We start from the raw sequence: 21,123 nt of genomic DNA, 5'->3' as shown, positions 1-21,123 counted from the left end.
AATCGGGAGCGGTCTAGACCAAGTGCGGCCAGAGAATGAACGACGGGCTCACCGCCCCGGCCCTCCTGCGGCCATGGGCGTGCGGCACGCCGGCGCCGTCCCGGGAGGCCGTCGTTCTTCGAAAAGCCGTGCGAATCGATCCGTACCACCCGACCCTCAGCCCGAGTCCCTCGTGCAGGTCCCTGCCCGGCCCGGGCATGCGGAGCGAAGCCTCCCATGTGCCCGGTGGCTGCTCATTGCAGCACAGCGGGGCCCCGAACGGACGCACCCGACCAGGTCGGCGTTTCGACCCGTTCCCGGTGCGTTTCGACCCGTTCCCCGGGTTTCGCCCCCTCCCCGGCGCGGGAGACTCCCGCACAACGCGCCAGTCCCGGAGGTTGCCATGGGCCCCGAGAACCGCACTCCGCCACCGCGCCCGGTCGTCAAGCGCACCGCGCGGGCGATCCTGCTGGACTTGGATCCGGACGATCCGGACGGCCCGGCCTCGATCGTGCTGATCCGGCGGGTCCGGCCCGGTTCGCCGCACCCGTACTGGATCACCCCCGGTGGCGGCGTCGAACGCGAGGACCGGACGGTGGTCGAGGCGCTGCACCGCGAGGTGGACGAGGAGCTCGGCGGCAAGGTCGTGGACGTGGTGCCCGCCTTCGTCGACACCATCAGCCACACCCACCACGACGACGGCACCCCGCTGCACCCCCACGGGGTCAAGGTGCAGCACTTCTTCGTCTGCCGGCTCGCCTCGATGGACCTCAGCCGGCGGCACGGGCCCGAGGTGACCGACCCCAACGGCGAGTACGAGGTGGTCCGGCTGCCGTTCACCCGCGAGGGCGTCACCTCGGTCAACGTGGTCCCGCCCCGGCTGCGGGCGTACCTGGCGGCCAACATCGAGGGCATCCGCGCGCTCCTCGCACCCGATCTCGGCTGATCACCCGCCGGCCAGGTCGCCGGCCAGGTCGTGCCGGATCCGCTCGGCCGGCACCCCGGCGCGCACCAGCACCCCCACGCCCCGGTGCACCATCGCGGGCGGCCCGCTGAGCACCGCCTCGTGGCCGGCCCACGAGCCGAACCGGCCGACCACCTCGGGCAGTTCGCCGGTCAGCACGCCCCCGGCCGGGCCGCCGCCCGACAGCACCGGACGGACCGTCAGCCACCGGTGCAGGGCGGCCAGTTCGCGCAGTGCGGCCAGCTCGTACAGCTCCTCGGCCCGGCGGGCCCCGTAGAACACCTCGACCCGGCGGCCGGACGCCCCGTGCGCGGCGGCCTCCTCGACCAGGGCCCGGATCGGCGCGATGCCGGTGCCGCCGCCGAGGCAGAGCAGGTCCGGCCCGGCCGCGTGGTCGACGGTCATCGAGCCGGTGGCCGGGCCGAGCCGCAGCACGTCCCCGGGTGCGGCCCGGTGGACCAGCGCGTTGCTCACCCAGCCCGCCTGGACGGCCTTGACGTGGAAGGTCAGCAGCCCGTCCGGGCGGGGCGCGGCGGCGAAGGAGTAGTGCCGCCAGACCCGCGGCCACCAGGGCGTCTCCAGGGCGGCGTACTGCCCGGCCCGGAACGGGTACGCCTGGTCCGGCCGGACGGTGATCGCCGCGACGGCCCGGGTGCGGCGCTCGTGCCGGACGATCTCGCCCTGCCACCAGGGCGGCGAGGTGCGGGCGTCCTCCTCGGCGGCCTCGATCATGGTCGAGGCGACCATCCGGTAGGCGCGGCGCCAGGCCGACTCCGCCTCGGCGTCCCAGCGCTCGCCGGCGTACCGGGCCAGCGTCCGCACCAGGCACTCCTCCACCGCGACGTAGTGGCCGGCCAGCGTGCCGTACCGGCGGTGGCTGCGGCCGAGCCCGGCCAGCATGGCGCGCAGGGCCACCGGCCGGTCGATCTCGCGCACGACGGCCAGCAGGGTGCGGAACAGCCGGTCGCGGTGGACGTCCATGGCGGCGGGGAAGAACGAGCGGAGCTCGGGGTGGCGCAGGAACAGCAGCGCGTAGAAGTGCGCGGTGGCGCGGTCCGCGACCGGCTCGACGGCGGCCAGGCCGGCCCGGACCAGCTCGACGTCGCGGGCGGTGAGCGGCAGATCGGCGGGCCCGACCTGCCCGGCAGCGGGGAGCGCGGCGGCGACGGGCGCGGCCGGGAGCTGCCCGACGGGGGTCGGCACGCCCCAGGCGTCGCTCCACCGGTCGCCCGGCCCGGCCCAGTTGTGGCCGGGCGCGTCGACGAACAGCGGGCGGAAGGCGGCGGGGGCGGCGGGGGCATGAACGGGCGCGGGCGCGAAAGCGGACGCGGGCACGGGAGCGGGCACGGCCGGCGGCTGCACCGGCCGGGCCGGGATCACCGGCCGGACGGGCTCCAGCAGCGGAACCGGCGGCAGTGGAACCGGCGGCAGCACCGCCGTCGGCGCGTCGGCCGCCACCACCGGCGGCCGGTCCGGCGGGTCCAGCGGCATCGGTGGCCGGACGGCCGTCCGCCGCGACGGGGCCCGCTCGGACACGGACTCCCACGGGGACGCGCAGTCCGACGGGGACGCGGGCTCCGACAGGGACACGGACTGGGACAGGCCCGGGACGGAGGCGACCCCCGCCGAGCCGTGCCCGGTGCGGACCAGGACTGTTCCGCGGGACTTCACCGCTACGTTTCGAGTACCCAAGAGAATCGTTTCGCCTCCGGCCGACCTGCGCCACCTGGCTTGTCTCTGCTGACGCCAAGGCAGCGTGGCACGGCCGGACGGCCCGCCCGACGAATCACGCGAAGCCCGGACATCCGGGCCCGGAACGCGCTACTCTCCTCGGTCCGCGGTCGCCCTGGGTGCCCCTCCGCACACCCAGGGCGACCGTGCCGCCCTGCCCGGGAACGACCCTGCTCAGAGCTGCCGCAGCAGCATCCCCGGCTGCTCCACGCAGTCCGCGACGAACCGCAGGAAGCCGCCGGCCGTCCCGCCGTCGCAGACCCGGTGGTCGAAGGTGAACGACAGCTGGGTCACCTCGCGCACCGCCAACTCCCCCTGGTGGACCCAGGGTTTGGCGACGATCCGGCCGACGCCGAGCATCGCCGCCTCCGGGTGGTTGAGGATCGGGGTGGAGCCGTCCACGCCGAACACCCCGTAGTTGTTCAACGTGAAGGTTCCGCCGGTCAGTTCGGCCGGGGTGAGCGCGCCACTGCGCGCAGCCTCGGTCAACCTGCCGAGTTCCTCGCCGAGTTGCTCGGTGCTCCGGCCCTGCGCGTCCCGCACCACCGGGACGACCAGCCCGCGCTCGCCCTGCGCGGCGAAGCCCAGGTGCACCGCCGAGTGCCGGACGATGCCCGAACCGTCCTCGGTCACCGAGGAGTTGAGCTCCGGGAAGCGCGCCAGCGCGACCGTGCAGATCCGCGCCAGCAGCGCCAGCACGCTCACCTTCGGCCCCGGCGTGGCGTTCAACTGCCGTCGCAGTGCCATCAGTTCGGTGGCGTCCGCGTCCACCCAGCAAGTCGCCGCCGGGATCTCCCGGTGGCTGCGGCTGAGCTTCTCGGCCACCGCCTTGCGCAGCCCGCGCAGCGGGACCACACCGTCCCGCACGGCCGGCCCGGCGGGCACCGGCCCGGCAGGCACCTGCGCGGCAGGCACCGGCGCGGCCACCCTGGCCGCGACCGCCCGCTCGACGTCCGCGCGCATGATCAGCCCGTCCGGCCCGCTCCCGGCGAGCGCGGCCAGGTCGACCCCCTGCTCCCGGGCCAGCCGCCGCACCAGCGGCGAGATCACCGGCACCACCGCCGGCCCGGCCGGAGCCACCGGAACCGCCGGAGTCACCGGCCCGACCGGAGCAACCGGCGCAACCGCGCCACCGGCGGCGGCACCCGCCCCGACCCGGCGCCGCCGCCCGCTCCGACCCGGCTCGGCGACCCCGAACCCGACCAGCGGCCGCTCGACCTCCGCCGCCACGGCGGCGGGCCCGTCCGGAGCCTCGGCGACGCCCCCCTCCGACGGCCCCACCGCGACCGTCACCAGCGGCGCGCCCACGGCGATCTCCTCGCCCTCCGCGCCGTACCGCGCGGTGACCACCCCGCCGTACGGGCAGGGCACCTCCACCACGGCCTTGGCGGTCTCCACCTCCACCACCGGCTGGTCGACCGCGATCACCTCGCCGACCTCGACCATCCAGCGCACCACCTCCGCCCCGGTGAGCCCCTCACCGAGGTCGGGCAGCCGGAACTCCCGTACGACGGGCATCATCCTCGGTCCTCCCACTGGAGCCGGGCGACCGCATCCAGGATCCGGTCCACCCCGGGCAGGTGGTGGTGCTCCAGCATCGGCGGCGGGTACGGCACGTCGAAGCCGGTGACCCGCAGCACGGGCGCGGCCAGGTGGTGGAAGCAGCGCTCGGTGACCCGGGCGGCGATCTCCGCGCCGGTGCCGCCGAAGCCGCTGGCCTCGTGCACCACCACGGCCCGGCCGAGCGAGCGCACCACCCGGCAGACCGTCTCGTCGTCGAACGGGACCAGGGTGCGCAGGTCCAGCACCGCGAGGTCCCAGCCCTCGGCCCGCGCCGCCTCCGCCGCCTCCAGGCAGACCGGCAGCGAGGGGCCGTAGGTGATCAGCACGGCGGAGGTGCCGGTGCGCCGCAGCACCGCCCGGCCGATCGGCTCGACCGGCGCCGCCGGGTCGAACCCGGCCTTGCCCCAGTAGAGCCGCTTGGGCTCCAGGAAGACCACCGGGTCGTCGGAGGCGATCGAGGCGCGCAGCAGCCCGTACGCGTCGGCCACCGTCCCCGGCGTGACCACGTGCAGGCCGGGGGTGCTGGTGTAGTACGCCTCGGAGGCGTCGCTGTGGTGCTCGACGCCGCCGATGCCGCCGCCGTACGGGATGCGGACGGTGATCGGCAGCGGGAGCCTGCCCGCCGTGCGGTTGCGCATCTTGGCGACGTGCGAGAACAGCTGCTCCAGCGCCGGGTAGGCGAAGGCGTCGAACTGCATCTCGACTACCGGGCGCAGCCCGTACATCGCCATGCCGATCGCGGTGCCGAGGATGCCGGCCTCGGCCAGCGGGGTGTCCAGGCAGCGCTCCGGGCCGAACTCGGCGGTGAGCCCGTCGGTGATCCGGAAGACGCCGCCGAGCGCGCCGACGTCCTCGCCGAGCACGTGCACCGCCGGGTCCTCGCGCATGGCGTCCCGCAGCGCGGAGTTGAGCGCCTGCGCCATGGACGCGGTGCGCACGGGTGTCGCGGTCGCCATCAGTCCGCCACCTCCGCCTCGGCGGCCAGCTCGGCGGCCAACTGCGCTGCCTGTTCGCGAAGTTGGGGGGTCGGTTCGGCGTAGACGTGGGTGAAGAGCGACATCGGGTCCAGGTCCGGGTCGGCGTGGAACTCGGCCCGCATCCGGGCCGCCAGCGCCTCCGCCTCGTCGGCCGCCTCCCGGACCAGCCGGTCGTCCAGCACGCCGAGGCCGCGCAGCGCGCGCTCCATCAGCAGGATCGGGTCGTGCTCCCGCCAGGCGGCCACCTCGGGCTCGGTGCGGTAGCGGGTGGCGTCGTCGGCGTTGGTGTGGGCCTCGATCCGGTAGGTCAGCGCCTCGACCAGGGTCGGGCCGCCGCCGGCCCGGGCCCGCTCGACCGCCTCGGTCAGCACCGAGTGCACGGCGGGCGCGTCGTTGCCGTCCACCAGCCGGCCCGGCATGCCGTAGCCGACGGCCTTGTGGGCCAGGCTCGGCGCGGCGGACTGGGCGCTGAGCGGGACGGAGATCGCGTAGCCGTTGTTCTGCACCAGGAAGACCACCGGGGCACCCAGCACGGCCGCGAAGTTCAGCGCCTCGTGGAAGTCGCCCTCGCTGGTGCCGCCGTCGCCGAGCATCGCCAGCGCGACCACCGGCTCGCCGCGCAGCCGGGCGGCGTGCGCCAGCCCGACGGCGTGCGGGGCCTGGGTAGCGAGCGGGGTGCAGAGCGGGGCGGTGCGGCTGGCCCGCGGGTCGTAGCCGGTGTGGGCGCTGCCGCGCAGCAGGGTCAGCGCCTCCAGCGGGTCGACGCCCCGGGAGACCACGGCGAGGGTGTCGCGGTAGCTGGGGAAGAGCCAGTCGCGCTCGCCGAGCACCAGCGCGGCGGCGACCTGGCAGGCCTCCTGGCCGGTGGACGCGGGGTAGACGGCGAGCCTGCCCTGCTTGGTCAGGGTGGTGGCCTGCTGGTTGTAGCGGCGGCCGACGACCAGACGGCGGTAGAGCTCGCGCAGCAGGGCCGGGTCGTACTTCTCCAGCGCGGGGGTGCCGAGCGCCCGGACGGGGGAGAGGTCCGGGAGAAGGGGCGCCGGGTCGGTGCGCGGAGCGGTGGCGCCGGGCAGCCAACCGGGCACGCCGGTGTGGTGTCTGTGGTCGAGAACGGTCATCTCGGGGCACCTCCAGGGGTGGCGGGGGCTCCCTACCGATTGTTCGGTCGTCTGTTCATCTTGACCAGAAGCGTGACAAGGTGGTGGACATTCGGCCTGTTCGGCGGTCGACTGGTGGCAGTACGTCCAAACGGTGGGGGTGGGGGGTCATGTCGGCTGAACAGACGTCCAGACTCGATCGGGTCGACCGGTCGATCCTGCGGCTGCTGCAGCAGGACGGTCGCGCTTCCATCCGCTCGGTGGCCGAGCGGGTGCACGTGTCCCGGGCCAACGCGTACGCCCGGATCTCCAGGATGGTCGAGGACGGCATCATCCGCGGCTTCACCGCCAGGGTGGACCACGAACGGGCCGGCCAGGGCGCGTCGGCGTACGTCACCCTGAAGATCGTCCAGAACTCCTGGCGGACGGTGCGCGAGCAGCTGCTGGAGCTGCCCGGGGTGGCCCACATCGCGCTGGTCGGCGGGGACTTCGACGTCCTGCTGCTGGTGCACACCGCCGACAACAAGGCCCTGCGGGAGCTGGTGCTGGGCAGCATCCAGTCCATCCCCCAGGTGCTCGGCACCCGCACCATGCTGGTCTTCGAGGAGACCGACCAGGTGCCGCCGCTCTGAGCGGCTGCACCGACCAGGTACCGCCGCTCTGAGCGGCCGGCTCCGGAGGGTCAGCGCGCCCGCAGCCCGTCGAAGGCCAGGTGCACCACCGCGTCCGCGACCCCGTCGGCGGCCTTGAGCCCGGGCCGGTACCACTCCACGATCGAGTTGATCATCCCGAACAGCAGCCGGGTGGCCAGCCGCGGCTCCACGTCCGCGCGCAGCGAGCCGTCCGCGACCGCCGCCCGCAGCAGCTCGGCGACCTGGTGGTCGAAGTCCCGCCGGCGCTCCAGCGCCCACTGCTCGGTGGCCGTGTTGCCGCGCACCCGCAGCAGCAGCGTCACGTACGGGAGCTCCGCCAGCAGCACCTCGGCGGTGCGCCGCACCACGTGCTCCAGCCGCTCCACCGCCGGCCCCCCGACCGCGGCCGGCTCGGCCAGGATCGCGAACAGCCCGTCCAGCGCCCGCCCGACCGCCAGCCGCAGCAGTTCCTCCTTGCCGCGCACGTGGTGGTAGATGGAGGACTTGGAGATCCCGGCCGCCCGGGACAGGTCCTCCATCGAGGTGCCGTCGTAGCCGCGCTCGTTGAAGACGTCGACGGTCACCGCGAGCAGTGACTCCACGGTGTAGGCGGTGCGCGTGGTGTGATCGGCCATCCTCCGAGTATCCCCGGCCGCCCGCGGCGGTACGCGATCGGGTCCCGCTGGTCCACACCAACCGGAAGGCGCAGGCCCTAGACTCTCCGGACGATCCGTTCACGTCCAGAGCACTGGGGTCCACGGCTGATGAACGCAATACCGGCAGTCGCCTCCGACGCGCCAGAGCCGCGCAGCGGGGAACCGGACGGCGCCGCGCGCAGCTGGCAGGAGCGCGGCCGCGCCCTGGTGGTCCGGTTCGGACCGGCCGTGTGGTGCTACGCGGTGCTGAAGCTGGTCGGCTTCACCGTCTTCATGAAGCTGCTCTCCTTCGCCGGTGACTACGCGAAGAAGCCGGCCCGGTTCGGCGGCGGCGCCAACCCCTGGGACGTGGTGGCCAGCTGGGACGGCTGGTGGTACCAGCAGGTGGCCCAGTTCGGCTACCACCCGGCGCTCGTCCCGATCCCCAACGGCCCGCTCGGCTACACCATCGAGCAGAACTCGGCCGCGTTCTTCCCGCTCTACCCGGGCCTGATGCGGCTGGTCTCGGAGGGCACCGGCCTGGGCCTGTACGGCGCCGGGATGCTGGTCTCGGTGGTGGCCTCGCTGTTCGCCGCGGCCGGCATCCACGCCGTGGTGGAGAAGATGACCGGCGACGTCCGGTCGGGCGTGATCGCGGCCGGGCTGTGGGCGATCGTCCCGGGTTCGGGTGCGCAGTGGGCGGTCTACTCGGACTCCCTCTTCGTCGCGCTGGCCGCCTGGGCCTGCTACGCCGTGATGACCAGGCAATGGCTCACGGCCGGGGCGATCACGCTGGTCGCCGGGCTCAACCGGCCGACCTCGGCGGCCCTGATAGGCGCCGTCGGCCTGGCCGCGATCGTCGACCTGTACCGCCGGGAGAGCGGCGTGGCGCGCCCGCTGGCCGCGATGCTGACGGCCCCGCTCGGCCTGCTCGGCTACGTCGGCTGGGTGGGCTGGCGGACCGGCGAGTGGGGCGGCTACTTCCGGATCCAGCAGGACGCCTGGATGCACTACTTCGACTGGGGCCAGGGCACCTGGCACGCGATCCGCGGGGTGCTGCTGGGCCGCGCCGACTACCCCTACGGCTTCCCGGCGCCGGACCTCCTCGCCACCCTGATCGTGTTCAGCCTGCCGGTGCTGATCGTGCTGCTGTTCCGGCTGCGCCCGCCGCTGGTGCTGACCGCCTACACCCTGGCCACGATCGTCTCGGTGCTCGGCAGCCTGGGCATCTTCGGCAACGTCTCGCGCTACCTGATGCCCGTGTTCCCGCTGTTCATCGCGCTGGCGGTGGGGATGCGCAAGCTCAGCCTGCCGGTGCTGGCCACCGTGCTGGGCACCGGGGCGGTCGCCTCCGGCTGGTACGCCGGGTACCTCATCTTCGAACTGGGCGTGCCGTAGACCCGGATCGTCTGAGCCCACGGGGGCGCGTCCGCGACGGACGCGCCCCTTCGCGCGTTCCCGGGGGATCCGCTCCGCCGCCCCCTCTTGAGCCGACCGATCGTTCGGTTACTCTGTGACGTGTCCCGTCCTGCTTTTCGAGGCCCTCCGAGGAGCGCACAGATGTCCGCAGCGGTCACCCACCCCCTCGTCAGCGAGCTGGTCGAGCGCCACCAGGCCACCCTGGACGCCGCGCTCGCCGCCGCCGCCGAGCGCGACTACTGGTCGCCCTACCCCGAGTTCCCGAAGGCGTACGGCGAGAGCGGCCCGGCGGACGGCAAGGCCGCCTTCGACGCCCTGCTCGGCAAGCCCTTCGCCCTCGACGGCCACCCCACCGACGGCGACCAGGTCGGCGGCGAGGCCTCCCCGTACGGCGTCGAGCTGGGCATCACCTACCCGCACGCCGGCCCGGACGCGCTGATCGCCGCGCTCACCGCCGCCCGCCCCGGCTGGGCCGCCGCCACCCCGCTGGAGCGCGCCGCCGTCTGCCTGGAGATCCTGCACCGGATCAACGCCCGCTCCCACGAGTTCGCCCAGGCCGTCATGCACACCACCGGCCAGGCCTACGGCATGGCCTTCCAGGCCGGCGGCCCGCACGCCCAGGACCGCGGCCTGGAGGCCGTCGCCTACGCCTACGCCGAGCAGACCCGGCTGCCGCGGCAGGCCGGCTGGACCAAGCCCCAGGGCAAGCGCGACCCGCTGGTGATGACCAAGGAGTTCACCGTCGTCCCGCGCGGCCTCGCGCTGCTGATCGGCTGCAACACCTTCCCCACCTGGAACGGCTACCCGGGCCTTTTCGCCTCGCTGGCCACCGGCAACCCGGTGCTGGTCAAGCCGCACCCGCGGGCCGTGCTGCCGCTCGCGCTGACCGTCCGGACCGCCCGCGAGGTGCTCGCCGAGGCCGGCTTCGACGCCAACCTGGTCTGCCTGGCCGCCGAGCACGAGGGCGGCACCGTCGCCGCGACCCTCGCGGTCCGCCCGGAGATCAGGATCATCGACTACACCGGCTCCACCGCCTTCGGCGACTGGCTGGAGGAGCACGCCAGGCAGGCCCAGGTGTACACCGAGAAGGCCGGCGTCAACGCGGTCGTGATCGACTCCACCGACGACTACAAGGGCATGCTGGGCAACCTGGCCTTCGCGCTCTCGCTCTACAGCGGCCAGATGTGCACCACTCCGCAGAACGTGCTGATCCCGCGCGGCGGCATCGCCACCGACCAGGGCGACAAGACCTACGACCAGGTGGTCACCGACCTGGCCGGCGCCATCGAGGGCCTGCTCTCGGACGACGCCCGCGCCGCCGCGATCCTCGGCGCCGTGGTCAACCCCGGGGTGCTGCAGCGCTCGGCGGCCGCGGCCGGCGGCGAGTACGGCGAACTCGCGCTCGCCCCGCGCGCGGTGGTCTCGCCGGACTTCCCCGGCGCGACCGTCCGCACTCCGGCGCTGGTCAAGCTGGACGCCGACAAGCCGGACGACCGCGCGGTCTTCCGCAGCGAGTGCTTCGGCCCGGTCTCCTTCGCCGTCGCCGTCGAATCCACCGCCGCCGCCGTCGAGTTGCTGCGCACCACGGTCCGCGAGAAGGGCGCCATGACCGCCTCCGGCTACACCACCTCGCCCGAGGTGGAGGCGCTGCTGGTCGAGGCGGCGCTGGACGCCGGCGTCTCGCTCTCGCTCAACCTGACCGGCGGGGTCTACCCCAACCAGACCGCGGCCTTCTCCGACCTGCACGGCACCGGCGCCAACCCGGCCGCCAACTCGGCCTACTGCGACGGCGCGTTCGTCGCCAACCGGTTCCGCACGGTGGAGGTCCGCCGCCACGCCTGAGCCCGGAAGGAACCGGGCCGATGGTGCCCCCGGGCCCCGGCGGTCACCGACCGCCGGGGCCCGGCGGTTCACAGCTCCGACCGCGCCCGCGATGATGGAGGCTGGGAGGACGCCGGGAACGGCGTCCGACCGCCCTCCGAACAACGGGAGCTGAGTACATGGCCGTGAAGCCGACGACCGAAACCGATGTCCTGATCGTCGGTGCCGGACCGACCGGACTGCTGCTGGCCGGCGACCTCGCCGCCTCCGGAGTCGGCGTCACCGTACTGGAGAAGCGGGCCGCCGGATCCAACCTCACCCGGGCCTTCGCCGTGCACGCCCGCAGCCTGGAGCTGCTGGACGCCCGGGGCCTGGCCGAGGAGCTGATCGCCACCGGCCGGCCGCTCGCCGAGCTGCGGATGTTCGACCGCTTCGGCATCGACCTCGGCTCGCTGCCCACCCGCTTCCCGTTCGTCCTGATCACCCCGCAGTACAACGTCGAACGGCTGCTGCTGGAGCGCGCGCAGGAGGCCGGCGCCACCGTGCTGCGCGGCGCCGAGGTCACCGGACTGCACCAGGATGCCGAGGGCGTGACCGTGGAGACCCGGGACGGGCGGAGCCACCGCGCCGCGTACGCGGTCGCCACCGACGGCGTCCACTCCACCGTCCGCGACCTGCTGGGCATCCCGTTCCCCGGGGAGTCGGTGGTCGACTCGGTGGTGCTGGCCGACGTCCGGCTGGAGCGCGAGCCCACCCAGGCGATCACCGTCGGCGCCAACCAGGCCGGCTTCGCCTTCGTCGCCCCGTTCGGCGACGGCTGGTTCCGGGTCATCGCCTGGGACCGCGAGGAGCGCCACCCTGACGGCACCGCCCCCACGGCCGAGCAGCTCACCGCCCTCCTCGGGGCCATCCTCGGCGAGGACTACGGCCTGCGGGAGGTGCGCTGGAGCTCCACCTTCCACAGCGACGAGCGGCAGGCCCCCAACTACCGCTCCGGCCGGGTCTTCCTGGCCGGCGACGCCGCGCACTGCCACTCGCCGGCCGGCGGCCAGGGCATGAACACCGGCCTCCAGGACGCCGCCAACCTGTCCTGGAAGCTCGCCGCCGCGGTCCGGGGGCACGCCACCGACGCCCTGCTGGACACCTACCAGACCGAGCGGCACCCGGTCGGCCGGACGGTGCTGCGCACCTCCGGCGCGCTGATCCGGCTGGCGCTCGCCGAGTCCGCCCCCACCCGCGCCCTGCGCGGGGCGCTCACCGCGCTGGGCGGCCACCTCGACCCGGTCACCGAGCGCGGCGCCAAGCTGGTCTCCGGCATCGGCATCTCCTACCCGGCCCCCAAGGACGCCCACCCGCAGGTCGGCAAGCGCGTCCCGGACCTGCGGCTGACCGCCCTGAGCAAGCCCGTCGACGGCGCCCCGGCCGCCCCCGAACGGCTCTACGAGGCGCTGCGCGCCGGGAAGTTCGTCCTGGTCAGCAATGACGAGCTGGCCGCCGCCGAGCCCTGGGCCGACCGCATGGTCTCCGCCGCCCCCGCCGACCCGCACGGCAAGCTGCGCGACACCGTGCTGCTGATCCGCCCGGACGGCTACGTCGCCTGGGCCTCCGTCGACCCGGGCCAGGGCGAGCTGCGCGCCGCCCTCACCGACTGGCTCGGCACCCCGGCCTGACCGCCCCTCGGGCGGGTGCGCGGCCCCCCGCGCGCCCGCCCGTCGCCCGGCCCCGCGCACCGTCGCCCTGCGTCCGTCCCCGCGCCCGACCCGCCGCCGCGCCCCGCCGGCCGAGCGCCCCGCCGACCGGTCGTCGGTCAACCCCGCGCCTTCACGTAGTGCCGCGCCGCCTTCGCCCGGTTCCCGCAGACCGCCATCCGGCACCACCGCCGGCGGCCGTTCTGCGAGGCGTCGAAGAAGTGCAGGATGCACGCCTCGTGGGCGCACTGCTTGATCCGGTGCGCCCCCTGGCCGAGCAGTCCGAGGAAGCCGTCCGCCGCCAGCCAGGGCGCCAGCCACTCCGGCCGGTCGACCTCGATCCGGTCCTCGGCCCCGCCCGGAGCCGCCGTCCGCCGGATCCGTCCGTGCGCCAGTACGGCGTCCAGTCCGTCCCGTGCCGGTGATCCCAACTCGCCCAGCTCGCGGGCGTCCTGGGCGGCCGACCGGATCGCGTCACGGGCCCGGCGGATCGCCGCCAGGCCCGCCTCGTCGGCCGCGCAGCGTCCGCTCAGCCCGGCGGAGGAGAGCCAGACCGCGTACCCCTCGACGCCGGTGAGCAGGTCGTTGACGGGGGTGCCGGCCCAGCGCGTGTTGACCAGGTCGAGCGCGAGCGGCTCGCCGATCAGCGGCCGCGGGTCCCTCGGGTCCGGCTGCACGTCAGTCATCGTCCTCCCTCGGCTCGGTCCGATTCTACGTCCGGCCCGATCGGCTCCGACTGGTCTGGACCGTGACCGGATTCCCGGCCATTCACTGAATGGAACCACCGAGTTCCGGGGCCTCCACAGTTGACTGTTTTTTAGCAACGAATTGCCTGGTCATGATCCAATTCGCACACGGGTTCTGTCATGTTCGAGCCAGCGTTCTGGACCCCCTGAACGCCTGGCCCCTTGCCGGCCCCCACAGCCGGCCGGAGGAGGATCCGTTGCGCCCCCGCTCCCTTGCCCTCGCCGCGGCGATAGCCGTGCTGCCGCTGACCGCCGTCTCGCTCGGTGTCTCCACCGCGCAGGCCGCCACCCCCAACGCCTCCCCGCGCGTCGCCCTGCCGAACACCGTGAACCCGGCGGTGGCCCACTCGGAGAAGAAGGGTGACGTTCCGGCGGCGCAGCAGATCTCGGTGTCCGTCAGCCTGAAGCTGCGCGACACCGACGCCCTGGACCGCTTCCTCACCGCGGTCACCACCCCGGGCACCCCGGAGTACGGCCACTACCTGACGCCGGAGCAGTTCACCGCGCGGTTCGGACCGACCCAGGCCGCCGTCGACCAGGTCCGGACGTACCTGGCCCAGCAGGGCCTGACCGTCACCGACGTGAGCGCCAACCGCCAGGTGGTCAACGCCCACGGCACCACCGCCCAGGTCTCCCAGGCCTTCGGCACGCACGAGAGCGCGTACCTCGACCCGCAGCTCCAGCGCGCCTTCTTCGCCAACGACGCCGCCGCCTCGATCCCGTCCGACCTGGCCGCCGTGGTCCAGGGCGTCAGCGGCCTGGACAACCACGCGGTCCGCAAGAACCGCCTGGCCACGCCGAACGCGGTCACCCCGAACGCGGCCACCGCCACTCCGAGCGGCATGTCCCCGGCCCAGTACACCGGCGCTTACAACCTCACCAGGACCGGCGCGGACGGCACCGGCGTGACGGTCGCGCTCTGGGAGTTCGACGGCTACAAGTCGACGAACCTGACCACCTACGACTCGCAGTTCGGCCTGAGCGGCCCGGCCGTCACCACGGTCGCGGTCGACGGCGCCAACTACGACTCCAAGCCGGGCGAGGGCCAGGGCGAGGTCGAGCTGGACAGCGAGATCGTCCGCGGCGTGGCCCCCAAGGCCACCCAGCTGGTCTACGAGGCGCCCAACAGCGACCAGGGCGAGATCGACATGGCCAACAAGATCGTGACCGACAACCGGGTCTCGGTCATCTCGATCTCCTGGGGCTCCTGCGAGCCCGACACCACCGCCTCCTCGATGACGGCCGTCGACAACGCCTTCAAGCAGGCCGCCGCCCAGGGCATCTCGATCTTCTCCGCCTCCGGCGACGACGGCTCCCGCGACTGCACCCGCTCCACCAGCGGCTCGTCCGTCAAGGCCGTCGACTTCCCGGCCTCCAGCCCGCACCAGACCGGCGTCGGCGGCACCAACCTCAAGGTGTCCAGCGGCAATACCTACTCCTCGGAGAGCGCCTGGAGCACCGCCGGCGGCGGCGTCTCCACCGTGTTCGCCAAGCCGAGCTGGCAGACCGGCACCGGCGTCAGCGGCACCATGCGCACCGTCCCGGACGTCTCCTCCAACGCCGACCCGGCCAGCGGCTTCTCGATCTACACGGTCGGCGGCTGGCAGGTGTACGGCGGCACCAGCGCCGCCGCACCGCTCTGGTCCGGCTACGCGGCCCAGTTCAACCAGAAGGCCAAGGCCGCCGGCCAGCCGGTCCTCGGCGAGGCGAGCCCGCGGCTGTACTCGGTGGCCAACAGCGGCAGCTACGGCAGCACCTTCCACGACGTGACCGCCGGCGCCAACCAGGACTTCTCCACCAAGGCCGGCTACGACCAGGTCACCGGCTGGGGCACCCCGGTCGCCGACGCGCTGACCACCGCCCTGCTCGGCGGCACCACCACCCCGCCGTCCGGCGGCTGCACCGCCGCCCAGCTGGTCGGCAACGGCGGCTTCGAGAGCGGCACCGCCGCCCCGTGGGCCACCTCCACCGGCGTGGTCGACAACAGCTCCTCCCAGGCGGCCCACTCGGGCAGCTGGAAGGCCTGGATGAACGGCTACGGCTCGGCCCACACCGACACCCTGTCGCAGACCGTCTCGATCCCGGCCGGCTGCGCCTCCGCCAAGCTGACCTTCTGGCTGCACGTCGACACCGTGGAGACCGGCACCACCGCGTACGACAAGCTGACCGTCCAGGCCAACGGCACCACCCTGGCGACCTACTCCAACGCGAACGCCGCCGCCGGCTACGTCCAGCGCACCGTGGACCTGACCTCCTTCGCCGGCCAGACCGTGACCGTCAAGTTCACCGGCACCGAGGACGCGTCGCTGCAGACCAGCTTCGTGATCGACGACGTCGCGCTGAACGTCGGCTGACCACCGCCCGACCGCACCACCCGATCCCCGCCGGGGCGGAGCCGTCAGGGCCCGCCCCGGCGGAGGCCGTCCCCGGCCCCGCCGCGGCGGTGCGCGGGGCCCGGTCGACGGCCCGTGTTTCCGGACTGTTTCAAGATCGCTAACCCTTCGGTCCACCTGCCGTGACCACTGTCATACGCACGACTGATGACGTAGCCTCTCGACCGTGCATAGGGTTCCCCAAAGCTCGGTGAAGCCGTCGGCGGCGCGCCCCGGCGCCGGCCCGGTCCCACCGAACTCACCTGGTGGGGAGGGTCACCGTATGGCCGCACAGCAACCTCAGGACGCCGCGCGGCTGCGGCTGGTCGGATCGCACACGGAGCACCCCGGCCCGCCCGGACCGGTTTCCGCCGCCGTCCCCGCACCGTCCCCCGGCCGGCTCGCCCCGGTCGGCGGTTTCGCGGACACCCTGCACCTGGCCATCGAGGCCAGCGGCCTCAGCCTGGACCGCATCCGCGCCGCCCTGGCCGGCCGCGGCGTCCGGGTCAGCGTCACCACCCTGAGCTACTGGCGGCGCGGCCGCAGCCAGCCCGAGCGGGCCAGCTCGCTGCGCGCCGTCCACCTGCTGGAGGAGCTGCTCGGCCTGCCGCACAGCGCGCTCTCCTCACTGCTCGGCCCGCCGCGCCCGCGCGGCCGCTGGGCCGCCGCCGCCAACACCTGCCACCTCGGGCTGGAGGACGTCTGGCCGGGCGAGCAGGAGATCGCCAACATCTTCGCCGAGCTGAATGCCCCGCCGGCCGGCGAGCTGGAGCGGCTGAGCATCCACGACTCCTACTACGTGGACGCCGAGCGGCGCGGCAACCTGCTGCGGATGCGCCAGGTGGTGCGCGCCACGGTCGGCGGCGTCGGCCGCTGCCTGGTGGTGCACATGGCCGACGAGGAGGCGGCCGGCTGCCCGGAGATCACCTCGGTGCGGCACGGCCGGCTGGGCCGGGTGCGCCGCCGCCCGGAGGCCGGGCTGATCGTCGCCGAGCTGATGCTGGACCGCCCGCTCGGCCTGGGCGACAGCACGGTCTTCGAGTACGAGGTGGAGATCCCGCCCGGCGGCCCGACCATGGAGTACAGCCGCCGCTTCGCCACCCCGGTCCGCGAGTACGTGCTCCAGGTGCACTTCGACCCGGCGGCCGTCCCGGCCCACTGCGAGCGCTACGACCGCGAGCCCGGCGCCGACGTCGACCACCGCCGCGAGCAGCTCTGGATCGGCGCCTCGGCGAGCGCCCACGTCCTGGCCCCGGACCAGCAGCCGGGCCACATCGGCATCCGCTGGGAGTGGGCCTGACCTTCCCTCCCCCACGCCCCGTCGGCCACCGCAGGCCGACGGGGCTTTCGCATGCCCGCCCGCAAACCTAACCATTCACATCTCCAATACTGGTTGACGATGCATCACCTAACTCCTACTCTCATGAGTACCGGTTAGGCAGGAGCCTCGCCGGACACCGAAGCCCCCGGGAGTGACCAGGCATGTCCACCACCCAGCTCCGCACCCTGCAGACCGGCCACGTGGGTCTGAACGTCACCGACCTGGCCCGCTCGATCGCCTTCTACCGCGCCGTGTTCGGCCTCGACGTCACCGCCGAGGGCACCGACCCCGAGCGCCGCTACGCCCTGCTCGGCCGCGACGGCCGCCTGGTGGTGACGCTCTGGCAGCAGAGCACCGGCGCCTTCGCCCCCGCCGCCCCCGGCCTGCACCACCTCTCCTTCGAGGTCGAGAGCCTCGACGAGGTCCGCACCGCCGAGAAGCTGCTGCGCGAACTGGGCGCCGACTTCGCCTACGACGGCGTCGTCCCGCACAGGGAGGGCTCGGCCTCCGGCGGCATCTTCTTCACCGACCCGGACGGCATCCGGCTGGAGATCTACACCCGTACCGGGGTGGACGGCACCGAGGCCGCCGCCCCCACCACGGACGCCCCGACCTGCGGGTTCTTCTAAGCCGACCGTCAGGAGCCGACCATGACCGCCACCGGCACGCCGTACCACCCCGGCGAGCGGGCCGCCCAGGCCCGGGCCGGCCGGACCGAACGGGCCGACCACGCCGGCCGGGCGATCCGCAGCACCGTCCCGGCGGTCGCCGCCCGCTTCCTGGCCGAGCGCCGGATGCTGGTCGTCGGCGCCGCCGACCGGGACGGCCGGGTCTGGGCCACCCAGCTGGCCGGCCCGGCCGGCTTCCTCTCGGCCCCGGACGAACGCACCATGGCCGTGGCCGCCCTCCCGCCCCCGGCCGACCCGCTGGCCGAGGCGCTGGACCGCCCCGCCCGGGTGGGCACCATCGCACTGGACCCGGCCGGCCGGCGCCGGATGCGGCTCAACGGCCGCTCCGCCCCGGACGGCCGGGGCGGGCTGCTGGTGCACGCCGACGAGGTGGTCGCCAACTGCCCGAAGTACATCCAGCGCCGCTCCCCGGCGGACCGCCCGGCCGCCGGCCCGCCCCGCACGGTCGCCACCGGTGCGGCCCTGACCACCGCGCAGCGCCTGGCGGTGGCCACCGCGGACACCTTCTTCATCGCCAGCACCGGCCCGGACGGCAGCGTGGACGCCTCCCACCGCGGCGGCTTCCCGGGCTTCCTGGAGCCGGTGGCGCCTGACCGGCTGCGCTGGCCGGAGTACCCCGGCAACAGCATGTTCCTGACGCTCGGGAACCTGGAGCTGGACCCCCGGGCCGGGTTGCTGCTGCCCGACTGGGAGACCGGCGGTTCGCTGCTGGTCACCGGCGAGGCCCGCACCGACTGGTCCGAGGAGGCCCGGCGCGGCGTGCCGGGCGCCGAGCGGATGGTCGAACTGACCGTCACCGGCGTGGTGGAGCTGGCCGACGCCACACCGCTGACCTGGACCGAACCGGAGTACTCGCCCGCGATCCCGCACTGACCGCGCGTCCGCCCTCCCAATGGCCCCGGCCGCGCCCGGGAGATGAACGGATCTCACCTGTTCGGCCCAACCCACCGTGACGCATCCCGCCCGCTTTGGGACTTTGGTCCGGATGACACGCGGAATAGGCCCGGGAAGGCCACTCCTGTCCCGCCGTCAGGCGGCGATCCGGAGAGACCGCAGGAAAGAGGCGGAGCATGACCCTGACCGACCCCCTGTCCCCGCTCATGGTGTTCGACGACGTCGAACCGGCGGAGGACTGCATATGCGGGGGCTGCAACGCCCGCCGACGCGCCCGGCTGCACGCCGCACCGGTCCACGAGGGCGGACACGCCGCCGCCCGCAGCGTCCGCCGCCGGGCCGCCGTACTGGTGGCCGCCGTGGGCACCGCGATCGGCGGCGGAGCGGCCGCCGTCGGCTCCGCCACCGCGGCCCCGGCCCCGGCCCCCGGCCCCACGCCCGGCGGCAACAGCGCCAACCGGTCACAGACCCCCCAGGGCGAGGTCAGCGGCCTCTACGGCCAGGCCCCCGGTGCCCGTACCTTCGCCGCCCCGCGCACCGCCGCGGCGCCGGTCACCCGGGCACAGATCATCCAGCGCGCCCAGACCTGGGTCGACCAGGGCGTGCCGTACAGCATGAGCCGCTACTGGTCGGACGGCTACCGCCAGGACTGCTCCGGGTTCGTCTCGATGGCCTGGGGCCTGGGCAGCAGCCAGACCACCTGGACCCTCCCCGACTACGCCGAACGGATCGGCAGGAACGACCTCCAGCCCGGCGACATCCTGATCTACAACAACCCCGCCAGCCCGCAAGCCGGTTCGCACGTGACGATCTTCGGCGGCTGGGCCGACTCCTCGCGCACCAAGTACATCGCCTACGAGCAGACCGGCCCCTCCGCCAAGAAGCGCTCCACCCCGTACGCCTACTGGAACAACTCCGGCAGCTACGTCCCGTACCGCTACACCGGCCTCTCCTCCGGCAGCAACGACGGCGGCGGCACCTCCACCACCGCCTTCCCCGGCGCCGACAGGTTCGGCCCCGGTGCCGACAACGCGTACGTCACCAAGCTGGGCCGGATGCTGGTGCAGCGCGGCGGCGGCCCGTTCTACTCCACCGGTCCCGGCCCGCGCTGGAGCGAGGCCGACCGCAGGGCCACCCAGGCCTTCCAACAGGCCCAGGGCTGGCGCGGCGGCGAGGCCGACGGCATCCCCGGCAAGGCCACCTGGGACTACCTGGTCATGGGCAAGGGCCACGACATCGGCACCGGAGGAGGCACCCCGCCGCCGCCCCCGCCGCCCACCACCGGGAGCCCCGCCTTCCCCGGTGCGCAGTACTTCGGCCCCGGCCGGAGCAACGACCACATCCGCCGGCTGGGCGAACAGCTGGTCCGCAAGGGCTTCGGCTCCTCGTACGGCGTCGGCCCCGGCCCGCGCTGGACGGAGAGCGACCGCCGCGCCGTCCAGGCCTTCCAGCAGGCCCAGGGCTGGCGCGGCGGCGAGGCCGACGGCTACCCCGGCCCCGACACCTGGCGCCGGCTCTTCTCCTGACCCCCTCGCCGAGGCGCGGTGCCCACCCGGGCGCCGCGCCTCAGCGCTTCCCCGACATCCAGTGGAAGAGCCCCATCGCCACACTGGTCGCCAGGTTGAAGCTGGACACCCCCGGCTGCATCGGCACCGCCACCAACCGGTCGGCGCGCGCCTTGAGCTCCGCCGACACCCCGTGCCGCTCGGTGCCGAACACCAGCAGCGCGTCGTCCGGGAACGGCACGTCCCGGATGTCCGCCCCCTCCGGATCCAGCACGAACAACGGCCCGTCCGGCAGCTCCGACAGACCCGACCGCTCCACCGCGGTGGCGAAGTGCAGCCCCGCGCTCCCCCGCAACACGTTCGGGTGCCAGGGATCCAGGTCCCCGGTGGTCACCACCCCGGTGGCACCGAACCCCGCCGCCAACCGGATCACCGCCCCGACGTTCCCCAGGTTGCGCGGATTCTCCAGCACCACCACCGGCGCCCGCCGCGGCCGCCTCCCCAGCACCGCCCGGTTCGCCTCCACCGACGGCCGCACCGCCAACGCCACCACCCCGGTCGGATGCAACCGCGGCACCAGCCCCCGCACCACCGCCTCCGGCGCCTCCACCGCGAGCCCCTCCAACGCCGGAACCACATCCGGCGCCAACTCCCCCGCCAACCCCAGCAAGCCCCCCCGGTCCACGGTCAACACCCACCGCACCTCCCCCCCGAACCGCAGCGCGTGCTTCAACGCGTGAAACCCGTCCAGCAGCACCACCCCCGCCCCCCGCTCAGCCGCCCGCCACGCCCGCACCGCCTCGTCATCCATGCCACTCACTCTGTCACCCCCAACCACGCACGCACCCCTCCCATCCCCCCGGCAGGCATCCCCCCAGCAGGCACCCCAGCAGCAGGCACCCCCACCCCCAGCAGGCGTCCCACCAGCAGGGCATCCCCCACCTCCCCCGCCCACCCACCCCCTCCCTCCCCCAGCGAGAGGGACGCGCTGCGGAAAGGGGGCGGCGCAGGGGGTGGGTGCGGAGAGGGGCGTGACGGGTGATTTTCAGACTGCCAACGCCGCCCAGCCCCCCACCCCCAGGACCGGCAG

At 74.2% G+C, this 21,123-nt stretch carries 17 protein-coding genes; 10 read left to right on the top strand and 7 right to left on the bottom strand.

Going from position 1 to position 21,123, the window contains the following annotated elements; genetic code table 11:
* Nucleotides 1-382 precede the first annotated feature (382 nt).
* Nucleotides 383-925, top strand: coding sequence for an NUDIX domain-containing protein (locus tag ACFY0X_RS31190; protein ID WP_387759600.1), 543 nt, complete (start codon nt 383-385; stop codon nt 923-925).
* Here ACFY0X_RS31190 and ACFY0X_RS31185 read toward each other — a convergent pair whose 3' ends face one another.
* From ACFY0X_RS31185 to pdhA, 4 genes are all read right to left on the bottom strand, one after another.
* Nucleotides 926-2,434 (bottom strand): globin domain-containing protein, encoded by a 1,509-nt coding sequence (locus ACFY0X_RS31185; protein WP_387759599.1) that lies wholly within the window; start codon nt 2,432-2,434, stop codon nt 926-928. It lies immediately after the preceding gene.
* 414 nt (nt 2,435-2,848) lie between these two features.
* Complete coding sequence (locus tag ACFY0X_RS31180) at nt 2,849-4,192, bottom strand: dihydrolipoamide acetyltransferase family protein (RefSeq protein WP_387759716.1); 1,344 nt, start codon at nt 4,190-4,192, stop codon at nt 2,849-2,851.
* Entirely contained in the window at nt 4,192-5,193 is a 1,002-nt protein-coding gene (locus ACFY0X_RS31175) for an alpha-ketoacid dehydrogenase subunit beta (protein WP_387759597.1), read from the bottom strand. The genes ACFY0X_RS31180 and ACFY0X_RS31175 overlap by 1 nt, the downstream gene beginning before the upstream one ends.
* A complete protein-coding gene (gene pdhA / locus ACFY0X_RS31170) occupies nt 5,193-6,332 on the bottom strand; it encodes a pyruvate dehydrogenase (acetyl-transferring) E1 component subunit alpha (RefSeq protein ID WP_387759596.1) in 1,140 nt (379 codons plus the stop codon). The genes ACFY0X_RS31175 and pdhA overlap by 1 nt, the downstream gene beginning before the upstream one ends.
* Nucleotides 6,333-6,481: 149 nt before the next feature.
* Between pdhA and ACFY0X_RS31165 the strand changes: the two genes are divergently transcribed.
* Nucleotides 6,482-6,943: an Lrp/AsnC family transcriptional regulator gene (locus ACFY0X_RS31165; protein ID WP_387759595.1), complete on the top strand. Its 462-nt coding sequence runs from the start codon at nt 6,482-6,484 to the stop codon at nt 6,941-6,943.
* Nucleotides 6,944-6,993: 50 nt separating this feature from the next.
* Here ACFY0X_RS31165 and ACFY0X_RS31160 read toward each other — a convergent pair whose 3' ends face one another.
* The gene (locus ACFY0X_RS31160; protein ID WP_360258767.1) at nt 6,994-7,578 is read right to left on the bottom strand and encodes a TetR/AcrR family transcriptional regulator; all 585 of its coding nucleotides are present in this window, start codon (nt 7,576-7,578) and stop codon (nt 6,994-6,996) included.
* Between the two features lie 129 nt (nt 7,579-7,707).
* Here ACFY0X_RS31160 and ACFY0X_RS31155 point away from each other — a divergent pair, with 129 nt between their 5' ends.
* The 3 genes from ACFY0X_RS31155 to ACFY0X_RS31145 all read left to right on the top strand — a co-directional run bounded on the left by ACFY0X_RS31155 (nt 7,708) and on the right by ACFY0X_RS31145 (nt 12,488).
* A complete protein-coding gene (locus tag ACFY0X_RS31155; RefSeq protein ID WP_387759593.1) occupies nt 7,708-8,976 on the top strand; it encodes a hypothetical protein in 1,269 nt (422 codons plus the stop codon).
* Between the two features lie 162 nt (nt 8,977-9,138).
* Entirely contained in the window at nt 9,139-10,839 is a 1,701-nt protein-coding gene (paaN, locus tag ACFY0X_RS31150) for a phenylacetic acid degradation protein PaaN (RefSeq protein ID WP_387759591.1), read from the top strand.
* A 158-nt stretch (nt 10,840-10,997) separates the two neighbouring features.
* Nucleotides 10,998-12,488 (top strand): FAD-dependent oxidoreductase, encoded by a 1,491-nt coding sequence (locus ACFY0X_RS31145; RefSeq protein WP_387759590.1) that lies wholly within the window; start codon nt 10,998-11,000, stop codon nt 12,486-12,488.
* A gap of 137 nt (nt 12,489-12,625) precedes the next feature.
* Here the strand turns inward: ACFY0X_RS31145 and ACFY0X_RS31140 are convergent, their stop codons facing one another.
* Nucleotides 12,626-13,192 carry a CGNR zinc finger domain-containing protein gene (locus ACFY0X_RS31140; protein ID WP_387759588.1) on the bottom strand — a complete coding sequence of 189 codons (567 nt, stop codon included), beginning with the start codon at nt 13,190-13,192 and terminating at the stop codon, nt 12,626-12,628.
* A 257-nt stretch (nt 13,193-13,449) separates the two neighbouring features.
* Here ACFY0X_RS31140 and ACFY0X_RS31135 point away from each other — a divergent pair, with 257 nt between their 5' ends.
* The 5 genes from ACFY0X_RS31135 to ACFY0X_RS31115 all read left to right on the top strand — a co-directional run bounded on the left by ACFY0X_RS31135 (nt 13,450) and on the right by ACFY0X_RS31115 (nt 20,054).
* The gene (locus ACFY0X_RS31135; RefSeq protein ID WP_387759586.1) at nt 13,450-15,606 is read left to right on the top strand and encodes a protease pro-enzyme activation domain-containing protein; all 2,157 of its coding nucleotides are present in this window, start codon (nt 13,450-13,452) and stop codon (nt 15,604-15,606) included.
* A 301-nt stretch (nt 15,607-15,907) separates the two neighbouring features.
* Nucleotides 15,908-16,924: an XRE family transcriptional regulator gene (locus tag ACFY0X_RS31130; protein WP_387759584.1), complete on the top strand. Its 1,017-nt coding sequence runs from the start codon at nt 15,908-15,910 to the stop codon at nt 16,922-16,924.
* Between the two features lie 182 nt (nt 16,925-17,106).
* Entirely contained in the window at nt 17,107-17,574 is a 468-nt protein-coding gene (locus tag ACFY0X_RS31125; protein ID WP_387759582.1) for a VOC family protein, read from the top strand.
* Between the two features lie 21 nt (nt 17,575-17,595).
* The gene (locus ACFY0X_RS31120) at nt 17,596-18,507 is read left to right on the top strand and encodes a pyridoxamine 5'-phosphate oxidase family protein (protein WP_387759580.1); all 912 of its coding nucleotides are present in this window, start codon (nt 17,596-17,598) and stop codon (nt 18,505-18,507) included.
* Nucleotides 18,508-18,704: 197 nt separating this feature from the next.
* Nucleotides 18,705-20,054, top strand: a complete 1,350-nt coding sequence (locus ACFY0X_RS31115) for a peptidoglycan-binding protein (protein WP_387759578.1) — start codon at nt 18,705-18,707, stop codon at nt 20,052-20,054.
* A gap of 40 nt (nt 20,055-20,094) precedes the next feature.
* Here the strand turns inward: ACFY0X_RS31115 and ACFY0X_RS31110 are convergent, their stop codons facing one another.
* Nucleotides 20,095-20,844 (bottom strand): TrmH family RNA methyltransferase, encoded by a 750-nt coding sequence (locus tag ACFY0X_RS31110; protein WP_387759577.1) that lies wholly within the window; start codon nt 20,842-20,844, stop codon nt 20,095-20,097.
* Between the last annotated feature and the right edge of the window lie 279 nt (nt 20,845-21,123).

It is taken from the genome of Kitasatospora sp. NPDC001547, from assembly GCF_042894165.1.
Taxonomy (GTDB): domain Bacteria; phylum Actinomycetota; class Actinomycetes; order Streptomycetales; family Streptomycetaceae; genus Kitasatospora.
The sequence above is the reverse complement of the archived record's forward strand: the minus strand, read 5'-3'. Positions and strand labels throughout refer to the sequence as shown.